Source organism: Gayadomonas joobiniege G7, assembly GCF_000300815.1.
In the GTDB taxonomy this organism is placed as follows: domain Bacteria; phylum Pseudomonadota; class Gammaproteobacteria; order Enterobacterales; family Alteromonadaceae; genus Catenovulum; species Catenovulum joobiniege.
In genome coordinates, this window is the sequence record NZ_AMRX01000007.1 from 194,191 (window position 1) to 218,020 (window position 23,830).

Consider the following 23,830-nt stretch of genomic DNA (forward strand, 5'->3'; position numbering starts at 1 on the left):
TATGCAAAAAGCCCTGATCTTCGGCTGTTGTCTGTTAGTGCTGGCTGCAGCCTTAATATTTAAACTATTATGGCCAGCACCCAAGCATCAGCCAAAAGCATCAAGGCTTAACCCCTCTCAGCCTTCATCAATGCCGCCTGATGGTCAGCGCACAAACAGTGGGCTAATACAATCCAATCTTCTCCCTACGGAGCAAAAAGGATCTTCGCCGTTAAAACAAGATCCACCTGGAATAACGCAACCAGACATTGGGGCTTTCAACCATCCAATAAAAAGTTTACCTAAGGTCTCTGCTTATCAGGGTTCTTTGGGTGGTTTAAATTGGGACGAATTAAAACAGCGGCTATCACCAGCTGATTATCTGTCGTATTTGTTAGCACTTGAGCAGTGCAGGCCATTTTATCGCTATGCGCGTGGTGATGGTCATATTCATATTTCAGCTGAGCGATTGGCGCAAACAGAACAAAATTATCAACAAAAAAACTACCCTGCAGAGCGCTTTAACAAGTTAAAACAAAGGGTCAATAATTGCCAAGGGGTACCACTGACTACTTTAATGCAATTAAATCAACAAGTTAAATGGGTCGCCGAGCAGGGTAATCTGCAAGCCATGTTATGGTTGTCTTATATGCCTGATTTACAGCTCAGCTTACACCCTGAGGTCAGTCGTAAACGATTGCAAGAATTTCAACAAAACCAACTCAATTGGTTAGAACAAGCTGCCCAAAGAGGTAGCTTAACGGCTGTATTTAATTTAGCCGTACGCTATGAAAATAGCCATCAGCCAGATATAGTCAATGCGTTAGCATATTTTGAAATTTTGCAACAACTGCAACCCGAATACCAGCTAACAGATAAAATTAATGCGCTTAAGCAAGATCTAAAAACATGGCAATTTCGTGAAGTTGCCACTTCAAAGCAGATTTTGCTGCAACAATTAGTTGCGCTTCCTGAGCTATATGAATAAAAATTTTAGGAGATCCCATGTTTAAAGCGATTATTCTTTTGACCTCAGTGTTTTTGTTTGGCTGTTCAGACAACGAAGTAGGTGATGTATCTTTGGGTTGGTTTACAACTAAAGATATTAAAATTGAAAGCTTAAAAGATCCCGATATCCCTGGCGTGACTTGCCATATATCAAGTATCGAAGCAGATTTAGATTTCTCGGACCCTTCTGATTCTAGTATTAGTTGCCGTCAGACGGGGGCAATCACAGAACAAATGATTAAAAATATTGAACAAGGTAAAAGTGGAGAAATTGTCTTTCGTAAATCAAAAAGCATTTTATTTAAAAATTTAAAAATCAGACGTATTTTTGATATCGAAAACCAGACCCTGCTATACGTCTCTTATAGTACCAAAGAAACCCAAGGCAGTTTTAAACACAGTATGTCAACTGTCCCTTTGTGGGGTACACCCGCATACAATAAAGTGGTGTCGGCAGATTAAATCAGTCGGTGATCAGTTTAGTTGCGCAAACAAGCATTGATAAGCGACGCCAGTGTACCTTTGTATTGTAATCACATAGTAGACTGACGCGCTTAATTAAACGATTTAAACAACGAATAAGTTATAAATGCGATTTTTGTATTATTGAACTGAAATACGAGCAAATTTCCGTTTACCAACTTGATAAACCGCTTGGCTGCCCGCTTCAATTTGCAATTTATTATCAGTGACTTTTTCGCCATCGATTTTAACCGCATTTTGTTTGATCATGCGTATAGCATCACTGGTACTGGCTGTTAATCCAGCCTCTTTCAATAGCGCCGCAATGCCGATGCCTTCTGGTGCGCTAACAGTTAATTCTGGCATTTCATCAGGAATGGCATTTTTAGAAAAGCGCTGGGTAAAGTCAGCATGTGCGCGCTCAGCAGCCTCATCGTCATGGAAACGAGCAATTAACTCTTTCGCCAACTCAATTTTAACATCTCTTGGATTAGCGCCGGTTGCTACTTTTTCTTTCAACTCGTTAATTTCTTCCAACGGTCTGAAGCTCAACAGGTCAAAATAACGCCACATTAATTCGTCAGAAATAGACATGACTTTACCAAACATGTCGTTTGGCGAGTCTGTAATGCCAATATAGTTATTCAACGACTTAGACATTTTTTGTACACCGTCTAAACCTTCTAATAGCGGGGTCATGATAACAGTTTGTGGTTTTTGACCTTCTTCTTTTTGTAGCTCTCGTCCCATCAAGAGGTTAAATTTTTGGTCAGTACCGCCCAATTCGACATCGGCTTCTAGTGCAACTGAATCCCAGCCCTGCACCAAAGGGTACAAAAATTCGTGGATAGCAATCGATTGGCCGTTAGCATAACGCTTTTTAAAATCATCCCTTTCTAACATACGAGCGACTGTCTGACGAGCGGCTAGTTTAATCATGTCGGCTGAGTTCATTTGACTCATCCACTCAGAGTTAAATACAACACGGGTTTTTTCTTTATCTAAAATTTTGAAAACCTGCTCTTTATAGGTTTCAGCATTTTTAAGAACGTCTTCGCGTGTTAACGGTTTGCGGGTTACGTTTTTTCCGGTAGGGTCGCCTATCATGCCAGTAAAGTCACCGATCAAAAAGATAACCTCATGACCTAGCTGTTGAAAAACCCGTAATTTGTTAATGAGGACAGTATGACCTAAATGCAGGTCAGGCGCAGTTGGATCAAATCCTGCTTTAATCTTTAATTGTTTACCTGATTTTAATTTTTCTATCAGCTCTGCTTCGACCAAAATTTCTTCGGTGCCGCGTTTAATTTCGGCCAGTGCCGCGGTGACGTCTGTCATGCTCAAATCCTATAAATAAATACCATTAAACTCATTAGCCAAACCGTCGGTTAAAAAAAGATCAAAAAAAATCTAACTTTTTGGCTTAAATAGAGACTAAAAGGACTATTTTATAGGCCAAATGGCGTAATTAAAAGCGTCAAAACTAGCAAATAAACCCTAATCATTATATTCTGTGCACGTTATTTAACCTGGGGGTCAATTAAAATGCGTTCCATCACGCACTTGTGGGTTCAATTCCCAACGCGTCATAAAATTTATATTGCATCCATTATTAGCTTTTTAATGCTGATTCTTTTAGTACCGACTGAAAAAGCCACTGCGTCACGTCAGAACGAAACTGTACCTGAACGTTTACAGCCAGGGGTGCGCTACGACCTCTCTCTTCAGCCCGTAGTGCCGATTGAAAACAAAAAAACGAGCGAGCAAAGATTCACTCAGCCTGAAGTAGTGGCCAATGAGTCAGCCCTGAACGATGAGCTAAGTTCAACGGAAAAAAAAGTTGGTGAGTCTTTATTAGAAGCAAGCGCACCAAGTTTGCCGAAAATTGATTGGCGCGATGAAAAAATTCGCCGCAATGACAGCTTAGCAAAAATTTTTGAACGCAACAGTATTCCGGCAAAAACTCTCATAGAGGTGAGTCGCAGTGGTAAAGCGGTTGATACTCTGGTGCGCAAACTCATTCCTGGACAGGTGATTCAGTTAGGTTTTGTTGAAGACGAGCTCAATCAGATTGTTTATCCGTTGTCTCAGTTAGAGTTTATTGAAATTCACAAAACTGAAACTGGCTATTCGGCCCAACAACTCAAAAAGCAAACAGAAAGTGAAGTGTTATATGCAGGTGCCGAAATTCATTCAAGTTTTTGGAATGCAGGTTTGCAAGCTGGTTTAACAGACAACCAAATTATGAACCTAGCAAACATTTTTGGCTGGGACATCGACTTTGCGCTTGATATACGTAAAGGTGATTCATTTAGCGTCGTATACGAAGAACTATTAGTGGATGGCGAACCTGCCGGTTTCGGTAACATATTGGCCGCTGAATTTACCAGCCAAAATCAGACATTTAGAGCAATCCGCCATCAGGACGGTGAATATTATACGCCGCAAGGTAATAGTATGCGCAAAGCGTTTTTACGTGCACCCGTTAATTTTAAATATATCAGCTCCAACTTTAATCCAAGACGGTTACATCCAGTGACAGGCCGAGTTGCCCCGCACCGTGGCATTGATTATGCCGCTCGCACCGGCACCCCTGTGGTATCCGCTGGTGATGGTAAAGTTATAAAATCGGGTTACAGCAGTCTAAATGGTAACTATGTCTTTATCCAGCATGGCAAGGAATATGTCACTAAGTATCTACACTTACACAAACGCTATGTTAAAACGGGTCAGCGGGTAAAACAAAATCAAAAAATAGGCACAGTCGGTGCAACTGGACGAGTGACTGGACCCCATTTACACTATGAATTTTTAGTTAATGGTGTTCACCGTAACCCAAAAACAGTCAAATTACCAAAAGCTTTGCCACTGCCTGCAGCTGAGCTAAAAACATTCAAACAAACGGCTAATTCTATGGTGGCTTTGCTTGAACGCAATAAAAACACCTTATTGGCAAAGACTTCACAAGACTAATGTCTCTCTATATTGGCCTGATGTCGGGAACTAGTGCAGACGGGGTGGATGCTTGTCTGGTTGAAATTAAACAAGCAGAGCACCCCAAACTGTTGGCGCAAACTTATTTGGCTTTCCCAACCAGCCTACAAAACCATATAATTTCGCTATATCAGGCAAGCATAAATGACTTAGAAAACGCTGCCAAACTTGCACTTACTTTGAGTCAATATTATGCTGAGGCGGTTGCACAATTGCTATTGCTGTCTGGTCATAGTGCCACTCAGATTTCGGCTATTGGTTGTCACGGACAAACGTTAAGACATCGACCTGAAAATGGGTTTAGCATTCAGCAAATGGATGGTGCTCGTTTAGCTTATTTAACTGGAATAGATGTTATCTGTGATTTTCGTAGTGCCGATATGGCCGCAGGTGGCCAGGGCGCCCCGCTAGTCCCTGCATTTCAACAAGCTATCTTAACGGCGCGTGAACAACCGCAAGTATTTTTAAATTTAGGTGGTATTGCCAATATTAGCTGTTTTAGCGCTGATGGCCAATTACTCTGTGGTTTTGATACAGGCCCGGCGAATGCGCTAATGGACGATTGGTGTCAATTTCAACTTGGTATTAGTTACGACAAAAATGGCGACTGGGCGGCTCAAGGCCAAGCAAATCAGCAGCTATTAAAAATTTGGTTAGACGACCCTTATTTTAAACGTCTACCACCCAAAAGTACTGGACGCGAATATTTTAATTTGCAATGGTTGTTAAACACGGCAACACTCACTGACTATGCGCCTGTAGATGTACAGGCCAGTTTGCTTGAACTAACGGCTATCAGTTGTGCAACATCCATTACCCAAACACTCCCCAGCGCAGAAGTCTGGTTAGCCGGCGGCGGAGCCAACAATGCTTTTTTACATCAACGTTTAGCAGCCCACCTAGGCAGCCAATATAAACTTGAAAATAGCAGTAAAATTGGCTTATCCGCTGATGGATTAGAGGCAACATGTTTTGCTTGGCTGGCCTACTGCTTTGAGCACAGGCGGCCACTTAAACTCAATCAGGTCACGGGTGCACAAGACAATCGGGTGGCTGGCTGTTTATACCCTGCTTAGTTTATTCAGTCTCATCATGCCTCACTTAATTCGTTATATCCCCTAACTACCCCTAACAATTTTGTTTGCAATAATAAGATTTATTATCTACACATAAAGAGATGATCTTAAGATAGGGTACGGTTTTTCTGCAGTACCTCTCCCCTCGCCGTTCAACCAGATCAAATCGTTACATTTCAACTTATAATTTTAGGGTGTTATTACAATGCAATTTGATATGGCTTCTGTGCACGGCTGGGTGGTGAACATTCTGCAATTTAGTGTGCTCATTTTCATTTTTATTATCGGTCTTATTTTTTTAATTTTAGTTTACATGTACCTCGCCGATATCAACCAAAACAAACAAGCAATTCGCAGAAACTATCCGTTGATCGGGCGCTTTAGGTATCTATTTGAACATTTAGGTGAGTTTTTTAGGCAATACTTTTTTGCCATGGACAGGGAGGAGCTGCCGTTTAACCGAGCCCAAAGAAACTGGGTCTACCGCGCCGCCAAAAATTTAGATTCAACCATTGCTTTTGGCTCTACCAGGGCACTTAACCAGGCCGGAGATATCCTCTTTTTAAGCTGTCCTTTCCCGACTCTAAGTGAAGATGCTGCTGAAATAAGCCCTGTGACTATTGGCAAAGATTATTGCAGAACCCCGTATACCACCTCATCTTTATATAATATCTCTGGCATGAGTTATGGCGCTTTGTCGTCTCCAGCTGTACGTGCGCTAGCGTATGGGGCCAAAAAAGCAGGTATTTGGATGAACACAGGTGAAGGCGCGTTATCCCCGTTTCATCTAGAAGCGGGATGTGATCTTGTATTTCAAATCGGTACCGCAAAATATGGTGTTCGTAATCAAAAAGGAGAATTATGTGACCATACATTAAAAACAATTGCCGCTTACGAACAAGTTAGAATGTTCGAAATAAAAATGAGTCAGGGGGCTAAACCCGGCAAAGGCGGTATTTTGCCAGGCAAAAAAGTTACCCCCTTAATTGCAAAAATTCGTGGAATACCGGTTGGGCAAGATTCTATTAGTCCAAATGGTCACCCCGATATCCGCAATGTTGAAGATCTACTCGACATGATAAGTCGCATTCGAACAGTCACAGGCAAACCTGTCGGTTTTAAAGCCGTACTTGGTCATACTGAATGGCTAGATGAACTTTTTCAGGCAATTCATAAGCGCGGTGTAGAGGCAGCTCCAGATTTTATTACACTAGATGGAGCCGATGGTGGCACAGGTGCAGCGCCACAGAGTTTAATGGATTATATGGGCTTACCATTAAAACGCTCACTGCCTTATTTGATTGACAAACTAAACGAATATAATTTAAAAAGCCGCGTAAAAGTCATTTGCTCTGGCAAACTTATCAACCCTTCTGACGTTGCATGGGCATTATGCATGGGGGCTGATTTTGTCACCTCAGCGCGCGGTTTTATGTTTGCATTGGGTTGTATTCAAGCTTTACAGTGCAATAAAAATACGTGCCCAACCGGTATCACAACCCATAATCCAAAACTACAGCGTGGTTTAGACTACCAGGATAAAGCCCAAAGAGTAGCCCAGTTGGCGCAAAACATGGCCTACGAAGTTGGCATTATTGCTCATTCCTGCGGCGTCCGTGAACCCCGACAGTTAACCCGCTCACACGCTCAATTGATAAATGAAAAAGGGTTGCCTATCCCGCTTACTGAGTTGTACCCAGACGTGAGCGCAAATACAAGCTATCAAGATGTTAACCAAAAGGAGCAGGCATAAATGCAAATTACCGAGTTACTCAATATTATTTTAGTACTTGCCGGCTTTTGCATTTTAAGTTTAATTTTGGCGAAAATGTTGCGATTAGATCAAACATTAAGCGCTTTAATGTGCGGGGTTTTTGCTTCCATTTTTATACCTTGGCTAGGTATAGAAACCGGCATTAGAGCGCATAATATTCATGATTTGGTATTTTATTTAATTTTACCTGTACTCATTTTTGAATCGGCATGGCATTTAAAACCACACTTGTTAAAGCGCTGGTTAACACCAATATTATCGCTTGCCACTATCGGATCTGTGCTTAGTTGTTTTATTGTTGCAGTGATAAGCTACTATGCAATTGGCTACCCCAATTATTTTACTTGGCCAGCAGCCCTGTTGTTAGGTGCCATGTTAGCAGCAACTGACCCAGTCAGTGTGGTCGCTTTGCTAAAAAAAGAACAAGCATCAGATGACCTAACAACGTTAGTTGAAGGCGAAAGCTTATTTAATGATGCAACCGCCATCGTTTTATTTAGCATTTTGCTAGCCTATGCCACTGACGGCGAGGCTGCTGAGCTCAATTGGCTGAGCCAACTCAGTGTATTTGTGCAAACCTTTATCGGTGGCATTTTTATTGGTGCCATTTTGGGCCTATTGAGTGCCATCTTTATATTGTTTATTGGCCAAAATAGTGCGGCCAATATTATTTTATTATTTACTGCGTTTGTTAGCATGTACATTGCCGAACACATAGTCCATGTGTCTGGTATTTTGGCGGTGATGACAACAGCATTACTTAGTCGGCGATTGTTAAAAGATCAGCACGACCGTTTGTTAGCAGATACTGCAGCGACATGGCAATGGTTAGGGTTATTTTTTAATACCTTAATTTTCTTTTTGATGGGTTTGGTCATTCTATTTGAAATGTTCACCCAGCAGTGGTTAGCCATTTTAATCGCAATTTTTGCGTCTCTCGTGGCACGCACAATCAGTGTCAGCTCAGTCAGTGCTTTGTTACGTCTAACCCCTTGCACCATTTCAATTCAAACCCAAAAGATTTTGATTTGGGGTGGTCTACGTGGCGCTATCGCTGTGGTGTTAGTATTATCCTTACCAACTAGTTTGCCCTATTGGTGGGAATTACAGTCGATGGTTTTAGGATGCGTATTATTCTCAATTATTGTACAAGGCACCACAGTTAGCCCTTTATTAAAAACAGGTAATTCAAGTTTGCGGGAGTAACTCAAATGTTTGTTGGGCGAGCGTATGGCCGTTTAACTGTACGTCTATACGGTGATGCCCAGCATGATATACACGGGTTGTAACTGGTTTAAAGCTGTGTTTTTTAGTCATTTTGGTCGCACCTGGCGGCAGCTCAAAAGACTTCCATTTGAAAACTTTTTGACTCAATTGGCCATTTTTTTTCAAATACCAAACCGAATAATCTAACATCAACGGCTGAGGCTCTGTTGCTTCAGATACCAACTCCAGTTCAATATTGAGTGTTTCACCGATAGATATTTTTGTTTCGCAGGACAAATGACATTTGACTGCCTGCAAAGGCACGTAGCCCCAAAGCTCTAGTACCTTAACGTCACCGTTTTTTATCAGCGTTCGACTGGCGTGTTTTAACAATCGCCGCTGCTGTGTGTCTGCATCCGGCAGCCATTGCGCCAGTAGCTCAATAAAATAGGTAGGATGGTCTTTGCTAATATCGTTTAAATGATTGGCAACACTTCGTCTAACATATTCGCTGGGGTCGGATTTTAACGCAAGCAAAATATCTAGTGTTAGCGCAGGCTGTTCAATCACAGCGGTAAAATGTGCGGCCCACGGCAAACGCGGCCGGCTTCCTTCACTGACCCAACGCCGTACGTGCACATTGGGATGACTTAACCTTTGTTTTAGTAAAACAAGTGCTTGCTCAGGCGCCTGATTTAACAGCGACCGCACCGCAAACTCAGCGGTAAAACGTTTAGTAATTTGTGTCAATAAGTCAAACGCCAATGGCATATCCGAGTGGCCTTTAGCTGCGACAAATTCAGCCACCGGCATTAAAATCCAACCGGATAGTTTAGTGGGATGATCTGATAAAATTTGCTCAGTTTGTGGCTCAGTAATAGGGGCAAGGGTATTGACTAATTGGCTCTGATAACAAACTAATGGCTTGGGTAAATAACGCAAAAGCTGGCTAAAGATTAACTGACTTCGTGCTTTCAACTCCAGCGAGTCTAACTCAGCTAACACAGTATCAATAAATGGCTCAACCGGAAACTCTGGGATCTCTTGCTTTAGGACCTTAGCAAGATGGCACACTCGCGCTGAACTGAAAAGATTTTTAAAAGGTTCCACTTAGCTTGTCCTAAACAGCATATTTACAATAAAAAAGCCGCTGTTAAGCGGCTTTTTTAGGCGCTATACTAAGCTTTTGCGCGTTCTTGCAAAACCTTAACTGCTGGTAGCTCTTTGCCTTCAACAAATTCTAAAAACGCACCACCACCTGTTGATACATAAGAGATTTTATCAGCTAGATCCCATTTATCGATCGCCGCCAAGGTATCACCACCACCGGCAATGGAAAATCCTTCACTTTCAGCAATTGCGCGAGCAACTGTTTCTGTGCCTTTTGAAAATGCATCAAACTCGAATACCCCACACGGGCCATTCCAAATAATGGTTTTAGCATTTTTAACGATTTCAGCAGCACGTTGCGCTGATTCTGGACCATAATCGATAATTTCTTCATCAGCAGCGATTTCATTCGCTTGTTTAACTTGAGTCGCAGAATTATGGTTCCAATCACTGAAACCTTCTTTTGTTGTTCTTACATCCGTTGCAAAAATAACTTCTGTCGTGTCACGTAAACGTTTAGCCTCTGGGATTAAATCTTCTTCATACAGAGAGTTACCGACTTCATTACCAGCAGAGGCAACAAAAGTATTTGAAATGCCCCCACCAACAATCAAGGTATCTGCTATTTTTGAAAAGGCTTCTAATACCGCTAACTTTGACGAAACTTTAGAGCCGCCAACAATCGCAACTAACGGACGCTCTGGATTGTCTAATGCTTTACCTAGTGCGTCTAGTTCTCTTACTAATAGAGGACCCGCACAAGCTACAGGCGCAAACTTAGCAACCCCATGAGTTGAAGCTTGGGCTCGGTGCGCTGTACCGAAGGCATCCATGACAAAAACATCGCATAACGCTGCAAGCTTTTTAGCAAGTGTTTCATCATCGGATTTTTCGCCAATATTAAAACGCACATTTTCTAATACAATTAACTCACCTGCTTTTGCTTCAACGCCATTTAAATAATCTTTTTCTAAACGTACAGGGGCATCTAGTTCTTTTGCCAGATATTGAACTGCTGGGGCTAATGAATATTTTTCTTCGTACTCACCTTCAGTTGGACGACCTAAGTGAGACATTACAATCACAGCAGCGCCCTGCTCTAATGCTTTTTTAATTGTTGGCAGTGCCGCATCAACACGAACGGTTGAAGTGATGTTGCCTTCGTCATCTAAAGGCACATTCAAATCTTCGCGGATGAGTACTTTTTTACCTTTTAAATCCAAGTCTGTCATTTTGATTACTGACATAATTATCTCCAATATAAAATAATTTACTACTCTGCCGCCAACATCGCTCGGCAGGTATCTAACATTCGATTTGCATAACCCCACTCATTGTCACACCAGACCAATACTTTCACCAGCTTATTATGGCTAACTCTAGTTTGTGTCCTATCCAGTATGCATGAATGTGGGTTGTGGTTAAAGTCAATTGAGACCAATGGTGCATCGGTAAAGTCTAAAATACCTTTTAACGCCCCTTTGGCAGCGGTTTCGATCGCATGATTAATTTCGTTTATAGTGACTGGTTTTTCCATTGCCAAACTCAACACCAATGCAGTGACATTGACCGTTGGGACCCGTACTGAGATAGCCTCAAAACGACGCTGAAATTTTGGCAAAATGCGCTCTATTCCAGCCGCTAAACGGGTGTCCACCGGAATGATAGACTGGCTTGCAGCACGAGTTCGACGCAAGTCTGTGTGATAAGAATCTATGACAGGTTGATCATTCATTGAAGCATGGATGCTAGTGACTGTGCCACTCTCAATCCCAAATGCACGATCTAAAACATCAATCACAGGTACACAGCCATTAGTAGTACAAGAAGCAGCAGATACCACCTTATCACGGCGACTCAAGGTTTTTTCATTCACCCCATAAACAATCGTTTTGGGAATACTGGTATCGCCCGGATGAGACAGCAAAACCTTATCGGCACCTTGGCGAATGTGAACAAATGATTCTTCGAAGCTATGTATTTGACCACTACATTCAAACACTATCTGGATACCAAGATTTGACCAAGGTAACTGGGTCGGCTCGGCTTCTTGAATTAGATGAATCCAGTTGTCATTTACCTTTAAACGATTGCCTTCAAGGCTAACATCAGCATTAAAAATGCCATGTGAGGTATCGTATTTAAGTAAATGAGCAATACTCTCAGGTGCAGCTAACTCATTAATTGCAACAACTTTAAACTGGTCGGTTAAACCATATTCATAGATGGCTCTGAGGATGCTGCGTCCTACTCTGCCAAAACCATTAATTGCGATGCGAACTATAACTTAAGTCCCCCATTAAAAAAGGCAGGCGCTGCCTGCCTTTTAAAACTCTGTCTTAAGACAGCTTTTTAACGGTATCCACTACATTATCTACAGTGAAGCCGAAATGTTTAAACAAATCTCCACCTGGTGCAGACTCACCAAAGGTCGTCATACAAACAAAACCACCTTGTGTACCGACATATTTGTACCAGAAATCTGCATGAGCTGCTTCAATTGCAACACGCTTAGTCACTGCAGCAGGCAATACAGACTCTTTATATTCAGCAGACTGGCTGTCAAACACATCGGTAGAAGGCATAGACACAACTCGCGTTTTGATGCCTTGCTCAGTTAACGCTTGCGCAGACTCAACCGCTAAAGACACTTCTGAACCGGTAGCAATTAAGATTGCATCTGGCGTACCGTCAGTATCAACCAATACGTAACCCCCTTTTTCAATATTGGCAACTTGCTCATCTGTGCGACTTAATGCAGGTAAACCTTGACGGCTAAAGATCAAAGCAGAAGGGCCTGTTTTACGCTGAACTGCAAGTTTCCATGCAACTGCAGATTCAGTGCCATCAGCCGGACGCCAAGTTGACATATTTGGTGTTAAACGTAAGTTAGCTACTTGTTCAATAGGTTGGTGTGTTGGGCCATCTTCACCTTGACCGATAGAGTCGTGGGTGTAAACGAAGATATTTTGAATGCCCATCAATGCAGACATACGAACAGCATTACGTGCGTATTCCATAAACATTAAAAAAGTTGCACCATAGTTGATAAAACCACCGTGCAGTGAAATACCATTCATAATGCCAGACATCCCAAATTCACGAACACCATAAAAGATGTAGTTACCAGCAGGATCTTCCTGAATGCCTTTAGAACCAGACCATAAGGTTAAGTTAGAACCTGCTAAGTCAGCAGAACCACCTAACAATTCTGGTAATAAGTTACCAAATGCTTCAATTGTATTTTGCGACGCTTTACGGCTTGCAACCTTTTCGCCTTTAGCTTGTACTTCAGCAATATAGGCGTTTGCTTTTTGTGCAAAATCTTCTGGTAATTCACCTTTGATAACTCGGCGTTCATACTCAGCGGCTAAATCAGGATATTCATTTTTATAGGCTTCAAATTTGGCATTCCAAGCCGCTTCTTTAGCTTTACCTGTTTCTTTAGCATCCCAACCTTGATACACATCGGCTGGAATATGGAAAGGTTCGTGCGTCCAGTTTAAAAAGTCGCGAGCAGCGGCAATTTCATCATCACCTAATGGTGCACCGTGACAAGCATGGCTACCGGCTTTGTTAGGTGAACCCATACCAATAATGGTTTTACAGCAAATCATTGTTGGTTTGTCAGTCACTGACTGAGCTTCTTTAATTGCTGCAGAAATTGCGTCTGGATCATGACCATCAACGTCAGCAATCACATGCCAACCGTAAGCTTCAAAACGCTTTGGCGTATCGTCTGTAAACCAGCCTTCAACTTCACCATCAATTGAGATGCCGTTGTCATCATAAAAAGCGATTAATTTACCTAACCCTAAAGTACCTGCTAATGAACAAGCTTCATGAGAGATACCTTCCATTAAACAACCATCACCTAAAAAGCAATAAGTATAATGGTCAACAATATCGTGGCCTTCACGGTTAAACTGAGCGGCTAAGGTTTTTTCTGCAATGGCAAAACCAACTGCGTTCGAAACACCTGCACCTAATGGACCTGTTGTGGTTTCAACACCTTTAGTGTAACCATATTCAGGGTGGCCTGGCGTTTGAGAATGTAATTGACGGAATTGTTTTAACTGATCAATTGGTAAATCATACCCTGTTAGGTGTAACAGAGAATAGATCAACATTGAACCATGGCCGTTTGACAATACAAAACGGTCACGATCGCTCCACTCTGGGTTGGTTGGATTGTGGTTCATAAAATCAGTCCACAACACCTGGGCTATGTCAGCCATACCCATAGGGGCACCTGGGTGACCTGATTTTGCTTTTTGCACTGCATCCATACTCAGGACACGGATCGCGTTAGCAAGTTCTTTGCGTGACGGCATTTTAACTCCTTAAGATAAGCTTAGTTATGCGTAACTTTTATATTGTCTAATATTATTCGGCCAGTATTTTCACTCAGGCCAACTTTGAGTGCAAATTTTTATTCTATTTATCACCATGATTGCGCTAAATACAGACTATTTTGATTAAATTTATACCAAATTTAGCAAAATTTATAATCCTAACCAGACTTCAGTCTGTAGAAGTTTAGACGTCTAGACGTAAAGACTTGCAAAATCGCATTTTCTGATTAAACTAGCCCCCTATTCTATATGTTTCAGGAGTCATCAATGACACAACATGTTTTTACCTCTGAATCGGTTTCAGAAGGTCATCCGGATAAAATTGCCGATCAAATCTCAGATGCCGTGTTAGACGCCATTCTAGCCCAAGATCCGCAGGCCCGCGTTGCTTGTGAAACCTACGTAAAAACAGGTATGGTGATGGTTGGGGGTGAAATAACCACCAGCGCTTGGGTTGACATTGAAGAGCTTACCCGTAAAACCGTACGCGAGATTGGATACACCCACTCTGACATGGGTTTTGATGCAGACTCCTGCGCCATATTAAATACCATAGGTAAACAATCGCCTGATATCAACCAAGGTGTGGACCGTCAACGCCCAGAAGAACAAGGTGCTGGTGACCAGGGTTTAATGTTTGGTTATGCCAGTAACGAAACCAATGTGTTAATGCCCGCACCTATTACTTATGCACATAGACTCGTAAAACGCCAAGCAGAAGTGCGTAAAAATGGTCAACTTTCGTGGTTACGCCCCGATGCTAAGAGCCAGGTTTCTTTTATTTACGAAAATGGCAAACCCACAGGTATAGATGCCGTTGTTTTGTCGACTCAACATTGTGATAGTATCTCAACGGCCGATTTGCGCGAAGCCGTAATGGAAGAAATCATTAAACCTGTATTACCATCTGAATGGCTGACCGATAAAACCAAATATTTTATTAACCCAACTGGCCGATTTGTGATTGGCGGACCTATGGGCGATTGTGGTTTAACCGGTCGTAAAATCATTGTGGATACCTATGGCGGTATGGCTCGCCATGGAGGGGGTGCCTTTTCTGGTAAAGATCCATCAAAAGTGGACCGCTCAGCGGCTTATGCTGGTCGTTACGTGGCTAAAAACATCGTTGCAGCCGGTCTTGCCGAACGCTGCGAGATTCAGGTGTCCTATGCCATTGGTGTTGCCGAACCCACTTCTATCAGTGTAGAAACCTTTGGTACTGGCAAAATTGAACAAACTCGTTTGGTTGAGTTAGTCCGTGAGTTTTTTGACTTACGCCCATACGGTTTATTAAAGATGTTAGATTTAGAGCGCCCTATTTATCAGCCTACTGCCGCTTACGGTCATTTTGGACGCGATGAATTTCCGTGGGAAAAAACTGATAAAGCAGAACAATTAAAAGCCGCCGCCGGGCTATAAAATCGTGCACGGGTCGACAGACCCGTAACTTAATCTGACTAGCGAAAAATCTATTTATAGGCGACAATATCAAGTTATTCTTTAATAACTGATAGTGATCTGAATGTCGCAAATACCTTGCCCCCAAATTACCGATCTTGAAGATATATTACCGGAAGAACCCTTATTAATGATGGGCGCTGGCCCAGTCCCCATTCCACAACGGGTAGCCAAAGCGAATTCAATTGTGATCAATCATCTTGGTGATACCATGGCACAAGTGATTGAGCAGGTTAAAACCATGTCTCGTTATGTTTTTCAGACTCACTCTCCTTGGATTTTAGGGGTCGCTGGGCCTGGCTCGGCCGCAATGGAAATGGCGATAAGTAATTTGGTGTGGTCAAAAACATCAGTATTAGCCATTGAAAACGGTTTTTTTAGCGGCCGCTTGGCTGAAATGGCTAAACGCGCTGGTGCCAATGTCCATAGATATCAGGTCGAGCAGCAATCCTTGCCTGATTTAGCTGTCATCCAAAGATTGATTGACTCATTAAAACCTGAAGTGATCACACTTGTTCAAGGCGAAACGTCAAATACTGTTTGCAACAAAAACCTCCAAGAAATTGCTGAAATTGCTCATGCAGCCGGCTGTTATGTGATTGTTGATGCTGTCTGCACACTAAGCACCATGCCGCTGCCAATGGATGAATGGAAGATTGATGCTGTTATAACCGGTGGCCAAAAAGGTTTATCATCAATACCCGGTGTTTCGTTAATTGCATTTTCGCCTAGGGCTTACGAACGCATTCATAGCCGCCCAACAGACAGTCCACAGTGGTGTTTAGATGCACGTTTAGCAGAAAAATTTTGGCATCAAAGCTCTTATCATTATACTGCCCCTGTCTCAGGCATATTGGCCATTCATGAAGCGCTCGCTCTGATCTGTCGAGAAACCATAACCAATCGCTTTCAACGCCATTTACGCTGTTCGCTGGCACTCCAACGAGGCATTGAGGCCATGGGATTAGAATTATTTGTACCCAGCCAAGCTCGTCTTAATTCTGTAATAGGGATTCAGTTGCCAGCCGGTATAGAGCAAAAAGCACTGTTAGCCCATATTTCTGGTCGCTATAAAGTTGAAATTGCCGGCTCATTTGGCTTGGATATTGTCAGGATCGGACAAATGGGTGAACAAAGCCGTGCTCATCATTTATTTAGAACCTTACATGCCTTTGGCTGCTCAATTAGAGATCTAGGAGGTAAAATCGATTTACCGACAGCCATGGCTGAATTAGAGCGTGGCTTGCAAGCGTATACAACTACTGAATCAAAACCAGTTGATTAAAGTCAAGCTGTCCTTGAAGGAATGCGCTCAATTGTTCACTTGAGATTAAATATAAACAATTGACCGTCTCTGGTTGACCTCTCAGATGACGGTTTTTAAGGCTAACTTTTTTGTGATAACCGCCATCCAACGGTTTTAATTTTCCATCCTGAAACAAAACTATTTTGTATTTGTAATCGACTTCGAGTGACTCAAGATACCTGGCTTGAGGTTTGGCACCCAACTGGATCGCCCATTGCTGCCAATTGGCACCATGACCGCGATCACCATGCAAATGAAATGCAAGGGCGTGTGCAATTTCGTGTTTTAAAGTGTCTTCTTGTACCGCCAACGGATTTTTCTGCAAAATGGTTTTTGAGATCTTAATGATGCGGCGGTGATAATTACAGGCACCCAGTTGACGTTGGCTGCTATTAAACTGCAAACGGTAGTCTGTCAGCTCTGCACATTGGCTTGAGTATCTTTGCACCAGCTGAGTAAACAACTGTTGCAAGTGGGAAACCTTAAAAGTTAAGTCTGACATAATAAAAAAGCGGTCAGAGACCGCTTTTTAATAATTAAGCGCCTTGGCGCTGTAACCGGAATAAGGTATCCATTTGCTGCATTGACGTTAACACTGCATAAATAACAGGTAAATAGCCGCGCTTGCGCATTTCTAAAAACTCTTCATCAGATAGTTTGTTAAACTTCTCTTCATCCAACGCATGGAAGCTACCTATGTTCACTCGCTCCCCTTGCTCATTAGTGTACCCTACGGTACGCGCTTGAAATAATTCTTTTTCTGATAGATATTTCACAAACGCACGGCTGGCTGCTTCGCGCTCTACAAAAGAGTTCATAAACTCTTTCACTTGCGTTAAAACTTCTCCTTCGCTGCCGTCATCATTAAATAAGGCTTCGCCTTCGTCTGTGTTAAACATTTCAGCTTCTTCATCTAAACAAACCACCATGTTACCTTCATCACCATTCACTGACGCAGCGGCAAACGGATAACGACGGATTGAAGCTGGCACGTAAGTCGCACTCCAATAGCCATCTTTAACTAACAAATTTTTCTCTTTTTCCAGACCTAATAAAGCGAGCGCACTGTACTCACCAGACTCTTCATTTTTATGGAAAATAACAGGAAAACTAGAAGAGGCTTGCGGGAACTCGTGAGCCAATAAAGGCGCAACATGAACTTTTTGCGCAAAGTTATAATTCTGAGCGCGCTTTAACTTAATATCTTTGTGTTGGCTTGAGTTAATAGGAACCAATTTTTTGAACATCTGGATCTCCAGTGAATTATAATTTTCTTCGTCAGTGTGTTAATTAAAAACAGGTCAGTCAATCGAATTGTCTGCGCTGTTCAACAGTACCAACTAAGATATTCGATAGCGTCTTTAAATCAAGCATAAAATGGACAAAAAGCTAAAATTTAAGCTTGTTCGCACAAAATAACGGCAAAACATGTAAAACAATAAACATTTATTTAACATAAAGGCCTTTTTACTTGCCTGTTTGTGTCAGTTATAATGGTTTAATTTAACGACTTTCCATGAATAGAGCGCTGATTTGCCCACTTGACGGGCAACCACTAACCATAGTTGAGCGGCAATTAGTCTGCCCTCAAGGTCATACTTTTGATCGAGCGAAACAGGGTTATTACAATCTATTGCCGGTACATTATAAGCGCTCAAAATCACCCGGCGACAATAAAGACATGGTGGCTGCAAGACGGCGACTACTTAACGCCGGCTGCTATCAATTTATCAGTGACCTATTAGCAAATTACCTAATCAATGAGTGTTTACTGCAGCCTCAATCGCATCTGTTAGATGCTGGCTGTGGTGAAGGCTATTATTTGCGTTGTTTACAAAATTCATCTCATCCTATTTTAGCGAATTGTCGTTATAGCGGGATAGATATTAGTAAATATGCAGTACAAGCAGCCGCAGCCCAAGACAAACAAGCCTGTTATTTAGTCGCATCGAACCGCGCCATACCGCTTGCTGATCGGTCTGTCGACTTAATAGTCTCTGCTTTTGGTTTTCCTGTATACGATGAGTTTGCTCGTTGTTTGAAACCTGAAGGTTCATTAATATTACTTGAAGCGGGCCCGTCGCATTTGCTCGAAATACGCAAAGCCCTTTACCCTGAATTAAGCACGAATAAGTCGTCAAGTAATACGCCAGAAACTGACTTTAAATGGGTGAAAACTAGCAATGAAAAACAAACAACGACTATCAATCAGTCACAAATTGCAGATTTATTAATGATGACACCTCATGGCCATAGAGCTGAAAAAAGCCGTTTAGAAGTAGTTAAACAATGCGCTTCTATGACAGTCACCTTAGATATTAAAATAACTCATTATAAGCTTTATGATAAAACCTAAAACGCCAGCATCAGAACAAGAATTGCTTGCCCTAGCCAGCCAGATTGCCGGCTTCACTTTAAGTGATCTTGCTCAATTAGCGGGTATTCAGGTACCCGAAAATTTACGCAAAGACAAAGGCTGGGGCGGTCAATTAATTGAATGGCATTTAGGTGCCAGTGCTGGCAGCAAGCCAGTGCCAGATTTTGAACAATTAGGCATTGAGCTAAAGAGCTTACCTGTTAATCGCAACGGTGAGCCATTAGAAACCACATTCGTTTGTGCAGCCCAGTTAACCGGTATCGCGGGGCAAACCTGGTTACAAAGCCCTGTTTATAAAAAACTGGCACGTGTGTTATGGATCCCTATATTAGCTGAACGCAGCATACCAGTTAAAGATAGACTAGTTGGCTATCCAATCTTATGGTCACCGACGGCTCAACAGGCGGCTGCATTACGCGCTGATTGGGAAGAGATTATGGATAAAATTGCATTTGGCGAGATTCAATCTATTACCGCTAAAACAGGGACTTTTTTACAACTTCGGCCTAAGGCAGCACATAGTCGGATCCGAACGCAAGCCATTGGAACAGCCGGTGAGCCGATTGCTGCGCTGCCACGTGGGTTTTATTTAAAAAAAGACTTTACCCGCTTAATCTTAAATTCAGTCTGAGGCCATACGTAGGTTTAACCGTGTCATACTAAGCTGATTCAGTACTTTTATTTCACTAGAATTAAGTTTGCACTCACGGATATACACTTTAGCTTCTGTTGTTGATAACAGTTTGTGACGATGGAGCATTTTATAGCGACCATAAGCAGTTCCTTTAAATAAGGCTTGCCTGGCCCGACTCTGTTCGGGACGCTCATTTTTATCAGTTTGTGGGTGCATAATTTTACTGACGGCTAACCTTTTGAGCTGCATATAATCAACCAAATCCAGACTTATGTTTTCACTAAACTCTAAAATCAAATTTTTTAAAGCTTGACCATCTGGCTCTATCATCAAAAGGGCTTGATAATCTTCTTTTTGCACTGCTTTTCGGGCCGTCTCCAATGCATCTCGACGTACCTCTTCGAACAAATTGAAATAGAGTTTACTCACTGCAATCTGACCAAGCCCTTGAAATAAGCTGGCGACAAACACCCCAGCATCATCCACTTCATAAAATTGAGCAAGTCGGCGACTACTAATGGCTGCTGCCAGATTAAATTCCCATATTTTTCTCTTTAACAATGTAAAAGGTTCTGTTGAGGCTGGTAACAAACGACGCATCACTAAACAGGGCACCACAAGTTTTAAGTTTTCGATACCAATAAAACTCAGTGCTACGCGAATATTGTCAACTTTAACTGGCTGGCCATTGTTTTCTTTTCGATAGCCGGGCAAATTGATAAACTGAATTAGGTCCCCTTCTAAACCTCGAATCTCTTTCACCAAGGGCTCTATTCGGCTAACCGAAGCCGCCCGCACAGATAATAAATCCAATAAAGCAGGCAATGCATCATTGATAGCGACCGTTTTTTCATATAAACCCTGCGTATCGGGCACTGCTTGGCCCATTAAATCATAAATTGTCTGATGAAGCTCATCACTCAGTTTTTGCTTACGACTTTCGAGCGCCTTTTTTTCATTGTCACGTGATTTTTTAGCTTTCATATCAACCGCTAAAAAACTCGAAACCTCTTGGGAGAAGTCACCAAAATGAGTGCCTTGGCTGTTTTTTGCAAAATCATAGCTAATCAAAAGGTCGTAAAACCTTTGCTGTAAAATCTCACCATAGTTTAGCGAGCTCATAAAAGACCCTATTTAGTTAAGCCGGAGTGTGTTGATTCGGTGAGAAAATTTTTCAGTAACAGGTGCCCAAACTCTGACATCACAGATTCTGGGTGAAACTGCACACCATAAACAGGATATTGGTTATGTTTTATTCCCATAATCACTTTTTGCTCATGATCATAAGTCCAAGCACAGGGTAAAATTTCGTCGGGCAACGAATTGGCATCTACCACCAGTGAATGATAGCGAGTGACCAAACAATCACGGTCGATGCCAGTAAAGAGTCCAGCATTATCATGTTCAACTAATGAGGTTTTTCCATGCATCACAGTAGGTGCTAATACAATTCGTCCACCAAAACTCTGTGCGATGCATTGATGGCCTAAACAGACACCTAAAATAGGTTTTTTATTATAAAAATGCCGGATCACAGGCATTGAGATCCCCGCTTCATTTGGTGTGCACGGCCCTGGCGAAATGCAAATATGGGAGGGGTTAATATGCTCTATCTCATCAAGCTCAATTTCGTCATTGCGCACCACTTTAACCTTTTGCCCTAACTCTGCAAAATAATGTGCTAAGTTATAGGTAAAAGAGTCATAATTATCAATCATCAAGAGCATTAGCAGTAGATTTCCGTTAGTGATTTAGCGCCACAGTATACTGCGAACCGATAAAACATTTCTACCTATGCATTTAGATGATAGTTCACTCTTTTTACGTCAGAACGCATAATAGTGGCCACTTCATTCTCATGACTCATGTATTGCACTAACAAAACATCTTTATCTAATCGGTCGATCACAAAGTTATCACGCAAGACAAACGCATCTTTATCATTTTTTAAAGTCACGGGCACCCCAGTTGGATACAAGGACAACATATCGATGAACTTAAGTGTAACTACGGCTGGCAAAACCCGATTTTTTGATAACTTAAATAACTCTTCGAGCGCCTGTATTGGTGTTTTTTTAGCTCGGTAAACTGTCTCTCTGGTCATCGCTTCGTACATAGTAACAATACGAAATAATTTAGCTTCTAACGTCAGTTGCCTTGTATTCAGGCCTTTGGGATAACCGCTACCATCAGCATTCTCGTGATGATTCGCCACTATATCTAAAACACCTTTATTGGCATTCGGTAACTGACTGACAATATTACAGCTAAACTCAACGTGCTGCTCAATCGATAATCTCTCTTCAATAGATAAGTTTTTTTTGCGCAGCATATTTTTTGGCAATAAAGCCATTCCCACATCATGAAACAATGCTGCCAAAGCTAAACTTTCGATCTTTTTACGGGAAAGCGTAATATGTTTGGCAAAAGCTAGCGTTAAAATTAATACCCGCATCGTTTTAGCCAGCAGCTCATCATTACCAGAAAAATAATGTTCAACTAAGCTAGGAACCATAGGCAATTTACATACTTGGCCAACTAATTGACTGATTTCTTTTTGAAGTTTTCGATCTAAAAGCAAACTACTTTTTTGAATATCTGCTAGAACACAAGAAAAGTGTTCAGATGCCCGTTTGATCTCGCTCTTTAAATAGGTTTCTATCGCTGGGTAATGGTAAAGCAGCACTTGGGTATCTTCTGTCGTCAGCTCTGATTTTAATAGATCAACCTCTACCTCACTAAATTTAGCTTGAAGTTTTTTCAACTCTGATTGGTCGGTTAGACGAAACTTATGTCTTAGATAAGATGTTTTGTACCAAGGTTGCCCTAAGTCACACACGAATAAACCAACGACTAGATGATCAGTAGAAATAATAATACGCATGGGTATTATTTTGCCTCCGCTGCATAAAAATGAAACCCTAAACCCAGCTTTTTTGCGTGATACATAGCAGAGTCTGTACAGGCTAACACCTCACTTTGCTCACGTCCTTGTAGCGGAAATAAACTAATCCCTATGCTCACACCGACCCGATAAGCGACCCCTTCTAAAGTAAATTCTGTTTTGAATGCACTGGCAATACGGTCGGCCAAAACAGCGACTTGCGCTTTATTAATCGTACTGGTCAGCACCACAAATTCGTCGCCGCCTAAACGGGCGCAAAAATCTGAATCCCGAACGAGTGAATTTAACCGTCGCGCGACTAAATAAAGAATCTGGTCACCCACCAAATGACCATATTGATCATTGATTAATTTAAAATCATTTAAATCAATCATCAACATGGCACAATTATCTTGCCTGCGATCAGCTAAAGCTAATTTTTGTTTAAACTCTGCAGTAAAAGCTACTCTATTGGGCAACTTAGTTAATTCGTCATTAGTTGCCATAACTGAAAGTTTTTTATTTTCATGTTGTAAAGATTCAATTCGAACGCTTCGTAAACCAAGCTCTAAAGTACGAACCAATGACCAGATCAAGTCTTCGACATAAGGCTCTAATCTAGCTTGCACATTGCCACAACAAATAACAATTGCGCCAATCTGATTCAAATCAGCCACTTTAAACGGAAACATCAAACATTGAAAACTACAGCTTTTCTCGCGGCTCAAATCCGCTGCATTTAAACACATTGGCTGGTGTTTTAATCGGCTTTTCATAGCTTGATAGTAACTTGGTAATTGAACTAAAGGTTGCGCTTTAAATTCATCCGAGACACTTTCTTTGTGCCACAACTTGCCCTGATGTGGAACATAAATTGATAACTGGATATGGGGCAGAACCTTGCTGGCTAAGTCCTGCACGTTACTGAAAATTTCAGTTGCATGACTGCCTACCAAAGTGAAACTTTGTGCGCTTTTCGAGTGGCTTTGTAAGCTCGATAATACTAGATCTGACATAGCAGTTATGTCCCTTTTATTGTACGGTCCGTTTTTACTGAATGACTTTTACGTTAAGAGATAAACAATCACGCGGGTACAAACGACCACTAACAGGCTGTTAGCAGCTAAAATTTGTAAAATGTGCTGTTTATATATGCCGTCCCAGTTGGTATTAACATGCAACCCTTGCATCAAGCGAATATTACATA

The 23,830-nt window shown here is 41.8% G+C and carries 21 protein-coding genes; 10 read left to right on the forward strand and 11 right to left on the reverse strand.

The genetic code is table 11. The features are described 5' to 3' along the window. Position 1 precedes the first annotated feature (1 nt). Both C727_RS0113040 and C727_RS0113045 read left to right on the forward strand, forming a co-directional pair. On the forward strand, positions 2–967 hold the full coding sequence (locus C727_RS0113040; RefSeq protein ID WP_017446092.1) for an SEL1-like repeat protein: 966 nt from the start codon (positions 2–4) through the stop codon (positions 965–967). A gap of 17 nt (positions 968–984) precedes the next feature. Then, complete coding sequence (locus C727_RS0113045) at positions 985–1,449, forward strand: CreA family protein (protein ID WP_017446093.1); 465 nt, start codon at positions 985–987, stop codon at positions 1,447–1,449. 141 nt (positions 1,450–1,590) lie between these two features. Here the strand turns inward: C727_RS0113045 and tyrS are convergent, their stop codons facing one another. After that, entirely contained in the window at positions 1,591–2,787 is a 1,197-nt protein-coding gene (gene tyrS / locus C727_RS0113050) for a tyrosine--tRNA ligase (protein WP_017446094.1), read from the reverse strand. A 207-nt stretch (positions 2,788–2,994) separates the two neighbouring features. Here tyrS and C727_RS0113055 point away from each other — a divergent pair, with 207 nt between their 5' ends. From C727_RS0113055 to C727_RS0113070, 4 genes are all read left to right on the forward strand, one after another. Continuing rightward, positions 2,995–4,422 (forward strand): peptidoglycan DD-metalloendopeptidase family protein, encoded by a 1,428-nt coding sequence (locus C727_RS0113055; protein ID WP_017446095.1) that lies wholly within the window; start codon positions 2,995–2,997, stop codon positions 4,420–4,422. Further along, complete coding sequence (locus C727_RS0113060) at positions 4,422–5,519, forward strand: anhydro-N-acetylmuramic acid kinase (RefSeq protein ID WP_017446096.1); 1,098 nt, start codon at positions 4,422–4,424, stop codon at positions 5,517–5,519. The genes C727_RS0113055 and C727_RS0113060 overlap by 1 nt, the downstream gene beginning before the upstream one ends. Before the next feature lie 217 nt (positions 5,520–5,736). Next, complete coding sequence (locus tag C727_RS18545; protein ID WP_051008753.1) at positions 5,737–7,272, forward strand: FMN-binding glutamate synthase family protein; 1,536 nt, start codon at positions 5,737–5,739, stop codon at positions 7,270–7,272. Then, positions 7,273–8,499 (forward strand): cation:proton antiporter, encoded by a 1,227-nt coding sequence (locus C727_RS0113070; RefSeq protein ID WP_017446098.1) that lies wholly within the window; start codon positions 7,273–7,275, stop codon positions 8,497–8,499. Here the strand turns inward: C727_RS0113070 and C727_RS0113075 are convergent. The 4 genes from C727_RS0113075 to tkt all read right to left on the reverse strand — a co-directional run bounded on the left by C727_RS0113075 (position 8,482) and on the right by tkt (position 13,943). Continuing rightward, entirely contained in the window at positions 8,482–9,609 is a 1,128-nt protein-coding gene (locus tag C727_RS0113075) for a DNA alkylation repair protein (protein WP_017446099.1), read from the reverse strand. The genes C727_RS0113070 and C727_RS0113075 overlap by 18 nt on opposite strands. Positions 9,610–9,677: 68 nt before the next feature. Next, on the reverse strand, positions 9,678–10,856 hold the full coding sequence (locus tag C727_RS0113080; RefSeq protein WP_017446100.1) for a phosphoglycerate kinase: 1,179 nt from the start codon (positions 10,854–10,856) through the stop codon (positions 9,678–9,680). Positions 10,857–10,882: 26 nt separating this feature from the next. Continuing rightward, positions 10,883–11,893, reverse strand: coding sequence for an erythrose-4-phosphate dehydrogenase (gene epd, locus C727_RS0113085; protein ID WP_026052715.1), 1,011 nt, complete (start codon positions 11,891–11,893; stop codon positions 10,883–10,885). A gap of 55 nt (positions 11,894–11,948) precedes the next feature. Next, the gene (tkt, locus tag C727_RS0113090) at positions 11,949–13,943 is read right to left on the reverse strand and encodes a transketolase (protein WP_017446102.1); all 1,995 of its coding nucleotides are present in this window, start codon (positions 13,941–13,943) and stop codon (positions 11,949–11,951) included. Positions 13,944–14,231: 288 nt separating this feature from the next. Here tkt and metK point away from each other — a divergent pair, with 288 nt between their 5' ends. Further along, positions 14,232–15,383, forward strand: coding sequence for a methionine adenosyltransferase (gene metK, locus C727_RS0113095; RefSeq protein WP_017446103.1), 1,152 nt, complete (start codon positions 14,232–14,234; stop codon positions 15,381–15,383). 103 nt (positions 15,384–15,486) lie between these two features. Further along, a complete protein-coding gene (locus tag C727_RS0113100) occupies positions 15,487–16,707 on the forward strand; it encodes a pyridoxal-phosphate-dependent aminotransferase family protein (RefSeq protein ID WP_017446104.1) in 1,221 nt (406 codons plus the stop codon). Here C727_RS0113100 and C727_RS0113105 read toward each other — a convergent pair. Together C727_RS0113105 and C727_RS0113110 are read right to left on the reverse strand one after the other, a co-directional pair. After that, positions 16,682–17,200 carry a SprT-like domain-containing protein gene (locus tag C727_RS0113105; RefSeq protein WP_017446105.1) on the reverse strand — a complete coding sequence of 173 codons (519 nt, stop codon included), beginning with the start codon at positions 17,198–17,200 and terminating at the stop codon, positions 16,682–16,684. The two genes, C727_RS0113100 and C727_RS0113105, sit on opposite strands and share 26 nt — an antisense overlap. A 64-nt stretch (positions 17,201–17,264) precedes the next feature. Beyond that, on the reverse strand, positions 17,265–17,975 hold the full coding sequence (locus C727_RS0113110) for a SapC family protein (protein WP_017446106.1): 711 nt from the start codon (positions 17,973–17,975) through the stop codon (positions 17,265–17,267). 269 nt (positions 17,976–18,244) lie between these two features. On the opposite strand from C727_RS0113110, the gene C727_RS0113115 reads away from it, so the two are divergent. Together C727_RS0113115 and mutH are read left to right on the forward strand one after the other, a co-directional pair. Beyond that, positions 18,245–19,084: a putative RNA methyltransferase gene (locus tag C727_RS0113115; protein WP_017446107.1), complete on the forward strand. Its 840-nt coding sequence runs from the start codon at positions 18,245–18,247 to the stop codon at positions 19,082–19,084. After that, positions 19,071–19,736, forward strand: a complete 666-nt coding sequence (gene mutH / locus C727_RS0113120) for a DNA mismatch repair endonuclease MutH (RefSeq protein ID WP_017446108.1) — start codon at positions 19,071–19,073, stop codon at positions 19,734–19,736. The genes C727_RS0113115 and mutH overlap by 14 nt, the downstream gene beginning before the upstream one ends. On the opposite strand, the gene C727_RS0113125 is transcribed toward mutH, so the two are convergent. The 4 genes from C727_RS0113125 to C727_RS0113140 form a co-directional block, all read right to left on the reverse strand. Continuing rightward, the gene (locus C727_RS0113125; protein ID WP_017446109.1) at positions 19,728–20,861 is read right to left on the reverse strand and encodes an HDOD domain-containing protein; all 1,134 of its coding nucleotides are present in this window, start codon (positions 20,859–20,861) and stop codon (positions 19,728–19,730) included. The genes mutH and C727_RS0113125 overlap by 9 nt on opposite strands. Before the next feature lie 8 nt (positions 20,862–20,869). Beyond that, entirely contained in the window at positions 20,870–21,466 is a 597-nt protein-coding gene (locus tag C727_RS0113130; protein ID WP_017446110.1) for an anthranilate synthase component II, read from the reverse strand. A gap of 65 nt (positions 21,467–21,531) precedes the next feature. Continuing rightward, positions 21,532–22,623: an HD-GYP domain-containing protein gene (locus tag C727_RS0113135; RefSeq protein WP_017446111.1), complete on the reverse strand. Its 1,092-nt coding sequence runs from the start codon at positions 22,621–22,623 to the stop codon at positions 21,532–21,534. A 5-nt stretch (positions 22,624–22,628) separates the two neighbouring features. Continuing rightward, on the reverse strand, positions 22,629–23,639 hold the full coding sequence (locus C727_RS0113140; protein ID WP_017446112.1) for a GGDEF domain-containing protein: 1,011 nt from the start codon (positions 23,637–23,639) through the stop codon (positions 22,629–22,631). Positions 23,640–23,830: the final 191 nt, after the last annotated feature.

What these genes read in the sequence shown, in the direction of transcription:
- C727_RS0113060 (WP_017446096.1), top strand. Translation starts at nt 4,422, where the DNA reads ATGTCTCTCTATATTGGCCTGATGTCGGGAACTAGTGCAGACGGGGTG.
- C727_RS18545 (WP_051008753.1), top strand. Translation starts at nt 5,737, where the DNA reads ATGGCTTCTGTGCACGGCTGGGTGGTGAACATTCTGCAATTTAGTGTG.
- C727_RS0113080 (WP_017446100.1), bottom strand. Translation starts at nt 10,856, where the DNA reads ATGTCAGTAATCAAAATGACAGACTTGGATTTAAAAGGTAAAAAAGTA.
- C727_RS0113055 (WP_017446095.1), top strand. Translation starts at nt 2,995, where the DNA reads ATGCGTTCCATCACGCACTTGTGGGTTCAATTCCCAACGCGTCATAAA.
- C727_RS0113140 (WP_017446112.1), bottom strand. Translation starts at nt 23,639, where the DNA reads ATGTCAGATCTAGTATTATCGAGCTTACAAAGCCACTCGAAAAGCGCA.
- C727_RS0113040 (WP_017446092.1), top strand. Translation starts at nt 2, where the DNA reads ATGCAAAAAGCCCTGATCTTCGGCTGTTGTCTGTTAGTGCTGGCTGCA.
- C727_RS0113110 (WP_017446106.1), bottom strand. Translation starts at nt 17,975, where the DNA reads ATGTTCAAAAAATTGGTTCCTATTAACTCAAGCCAACACAAAGATATT.
- C727_RS0113100 (WP_017446104.1), top strand. Translation starts at nt 15,487, where the DNA reads ATGTCGCAAATACCTTGCCCCCAAATTACCGATCTTGAAGATATATTA.
- C727_RS0113045 (WP_017446093.1), top strand. Translation starts at nt 985, where the DNA reads ATGTTTAAAGCGATTATTCTTTTGACCTCAGTGTTTTTGTTTGGCTGT.
- C727_RS0113130 (WP_017446110.1), bottom strand. Translation starts at nt 21,466, where the DNA reads ATGCTCTTGATGATTGATAATTATGACTCTTTTACCTATAACTTAGCA.
- C727_RS0113070 (WP_017446098.1), top strand. Translation starts at nt 7,273, where the DNA reads ATGCAAATTACCGAGTTACTCAATATTATTTTAGTACTTGCCGGCTTT.
- tkt (WP_017446102.1), bottom strand. Translation starts at nt 13,943, where the DNA reads ATGCCGTCACGCAAAGAACTTGCTAACGCGATCCGTGTCCTGAGTATG.
- metK (WP_017446103.1), top strand. Translation starts at nt 14,232, where the DNA reads ATGACACAACATGTTTTTACCTCTGAATCGGTTTCAGAAGGTCATCCG.
- C727_RS0113135 (WP_017446111.1), bottom strand. Translation starts at nt 22,623, where the DNA reads ATGCGTATTATTATTTCTACTGATCATCTAGTCGTTGGTTTATTCGTG.
- tyrS (WP_017446094.1), bottom strand. Translation starts at nt 2,787, where the DNA reads ATGACAGACGTCACCGCGGCACTGGCCGAAATTAAACGCGGCACCGAA.
- C727_RS0113115 (WP_017446107.1), top strand. Translation starts at nt 18,245, where the DNA reads ATGAATAGAGCGCTGATTTGCCCACTTGACGGGCAACCACTAACCATA.
- mutH (WP_017446108.1), top strand. Translation starts at nt 19,071, where the DNA reads ATGATAAAACCTAAAACGCCAGCATCAGAACAAGAATTGCTTGCCCTA.
- C727_RS0113125 (WP_017446109.1), bottom strand. Translation starts at nt 20,861, where the DNA reads ATGAGCTCGCTAAACTATGGTGAGATTTTACAGCAAAGGTTTTACGAC.